Source organism: Streptomyces sp. NPDC088354 (genome assembly GCF_044753585.1).
Lineage (GTDB): Bacteria > Actinomycetota > Actinomycetes > Streptomycetales > Streptomycetaceae > Actinacidiphila.
This window is the reverse complement of the sequence record NZ_JBIVNJ010000139.1, coordinates 1-2174: the sequence shown is the minus strand read 5'-3', so window position 1 is coordinate 2174 and position 2174 is coordinate 1. Positions and strand designations below refer to the sequence as shown.

At 75.0% G+C, this 2174-nt stretch carries 2 protein-coding genes; one reads left to right on the top strand and one right to left on the bottom strand.

The window, feature by feature from the left end; genetic code table 11:
• Positions 1-89: 89 nt before the first annotated feature.
• On the bottom strand, positions 90-1022 hold the full coding sequence (locus tag ACIP98_RS42300) for a helix-turn-helix transcriptional regulator (protein ID WP_319658450.1): 933 nt from the start codon (positions 1020-1022) through the stop codon (positions 90-92).
• A 148-nt stretch (positions 1023-1170) separates the two neighbouring features.
• Here ACIP98_RS42300 and ACIP98_RS42295 point away from each other — a divergent pair, with 148 nt between their 5' ends.
• Positions 1171-2085: an aldo/keto reductase gene (locus ACIP98_RS42295; RefSeq protein ID WP_401982204.1), complete on the top strand. Its 915-nt coding sequence runs from the start codon at positions 1171-1173 to the stop codon at positions 2083-2085.
• Positions 2086-2174 lie beyond the last annotated feature (89 nt).

The window sequence follows — 2174 nt, the reverse complement described above, 5'->3', positions numbered from 1 at the left end:
GCAGCGATCTGGCACAACTTCCAGACCGGCCAGGCGGTCAGCCGCTCACTGACCGCCTTCGACCACTGAACGCATTCGGACAGACTCGTCTAGGCCTGGCTTCGGGGCCCGCCCCGCGCGGGCCGGTCGCCGGCCCGCCCGGACCACTGGAGGAGGAAGCGCAGCGCCTCGTAGGACGGTGAGTCCGGCCGGGCCGTGTACGCCACCAGGAGCTGGTCGGGCGCGGTCGCCACGGACAGCTGCTGGACGTCCAGGGTGAGCCGGCCCACGACCGGGTGGCGGTAGGTCTTGGTGAGCTGCCGGGGACCGCGCACCCGGTGCGTCTCCCACCAGGTGCGGAAGTCCGGGTCGCGCGCGGTGAGTTCGCCCACGAGGGCGGCCAGGGCGGGGTCGTCGGGGTGCCGGCCGGCCTCCATGCGCAGCACCGCGACGCAGTCCCGGGCCGCGCGCGGCCAGTCCGTGTACAGGGCGCGGTAGGCCTCGTCGAGGAAGGTCATCCGGATCAGGTTGCGCTCGCCCGGCGGCACCGCGGCGAAGTCCGTGAGCAGAGCGGTCGCGGCGGCGTTCCAGGCCAGTACGTCCTGGCGGCGCCCGAGGACCAGCGCGGGCACGTCGCGCATGCCGTCGAGCACCTGGAGCAGTTGCGGGTCGACCGTCTGCGCGGCCGGCCGCCGTGCCGGGGCGGCCGGCGCGACGTCGGCGACGGCGAAGAGGTACGCCCGTTCGTCCGGGGCGAGTTGGAGGGCGTCCGCGAGCGCGTCGAGGACGGGGCGGGACACCCGGCGGGTGCGGCCCTGCTCCAGCCGTACGACGTAGTCGATGCTCACGTGCGCGAGCTGGGCCAGTTCCTCCCGGCGCAGGCCCGGTACGCGGCGCAGCCGGCCGTCGTCCGGCAGGCCCGCCCGGCGCGGGTCGAGGGCGGCGCGGCGGGCGCGCAGGAAGTCGCCCAGCTCGTTCCCGCCGGAGGCGCTGCCCGGCGGGCCGCCGGGAGGGCCGCCGGAGGTGTCACCACGGTGCTCCATGACTCCAGTGTCCGGCGCCGCCGCGCCGCGTGCCTGGTACCGGTCTGCACAGGCACGGTCCTCCCTGGCACCGCGCCCCCGGCGGCACGACGGTGGGACCCCGGAGGCACCCACGACCGGCGTGGGTCCCCGGCGAAAGGCGGACCCCATGAGCACCACGGCGGAACGAAGGACGCTCGCACTCGGCGGCGACCTGCACGTCGGCCGGATCGGCTACGGCGCGATGCGGCTCACCGGGCCTGAGCTGTGGGGGCCGTACGCCGACCACGACGGCGGCGTACGGCTGCTGCGGCAGGCGGTCGAGGCGGGCGTGACCCTGATCGACACGGCCGACGTCTACGGACCCCACACCAACGAGGAGCTGATCCGCGCGGCCCTGCACCCCTACCGCGACGGGCTCGCGATCGCGACCAAGGGCGGCTTCGTCCGCGGCGGCCGCGACCTGTCGACGATCAGTGCCGTCGGCAACGCGCACTACTTGCGGCAGTGCGTGCACACCAGCGCCCGGCGGCTCGGGGTCGAGCGGATCGACCTGTACTACCTGCACAGCGGCTGGGCGCGGGACGCGTCCTTCGAGGAACAGGTCGGCACCCTCGCCGCGCTGCGCCAGGAGGGCCTGATCCGGCACATCGGGCTGTCGAACGTGACCCCCGCCCAGTTGGCCGCGGCGCGCGGGATCGCCCCGATCGCCGCCGTCACGGCCCACTTCAATGTGGCCGCCCGGGGCGAGGCCGCCCTGCTGGAAGCGACCGCGGCGGCCGGCGCGGTCTTCGTGCCCTGGCAGCCGGTCTCGCTCACGCCGCCGGGGGCGGCCACCGACACCGGCGGCCCGGAGGCGCTGCGCGCGGTGCTGGGCCCCGTCGCAGCCCGGCACGGGGCGACCGTCCCGCAGGTCGCCCTGGCCTGGCTGCTCGCCCGCTCGCCCGCCGTGCTGCCGATCCCCGCCACCACGAGCATCGGCCACCTGCGGGAGAACCTGGCCGCGCGGGACCTCGTGCTGACGGCCGAGGAGATCGCGGCGATCACCGCGCTCGTCCCGGAGCGGAGGGACGAGGAGGCCTAGACGAGTCTGTCCGAATGGCTGCGGGCATGAAGAGAGGGTGTTCAAGATCCGTTTGTGACGACAGAACTGAACACCCTCGTGACCGCACT

Bases quoted from the DNA above. Each gene is read 5' to 3' on its own strand.
- ACIP98_RS42300 (WP_319658450.1), bottom strand. From the start codon at position 1,022: ATGGAGCACCGTGGTGACACCTCCGGCGGCCCTCCCGGCGGCCCGCCG.
- ACIP98_RS42295 (WP_401982204.1), top strand. From the start codon at position 1,171: ATGAGCACCACGGCGGAACGAAGGACGCTCGCACTCGGCGGCGACCTG.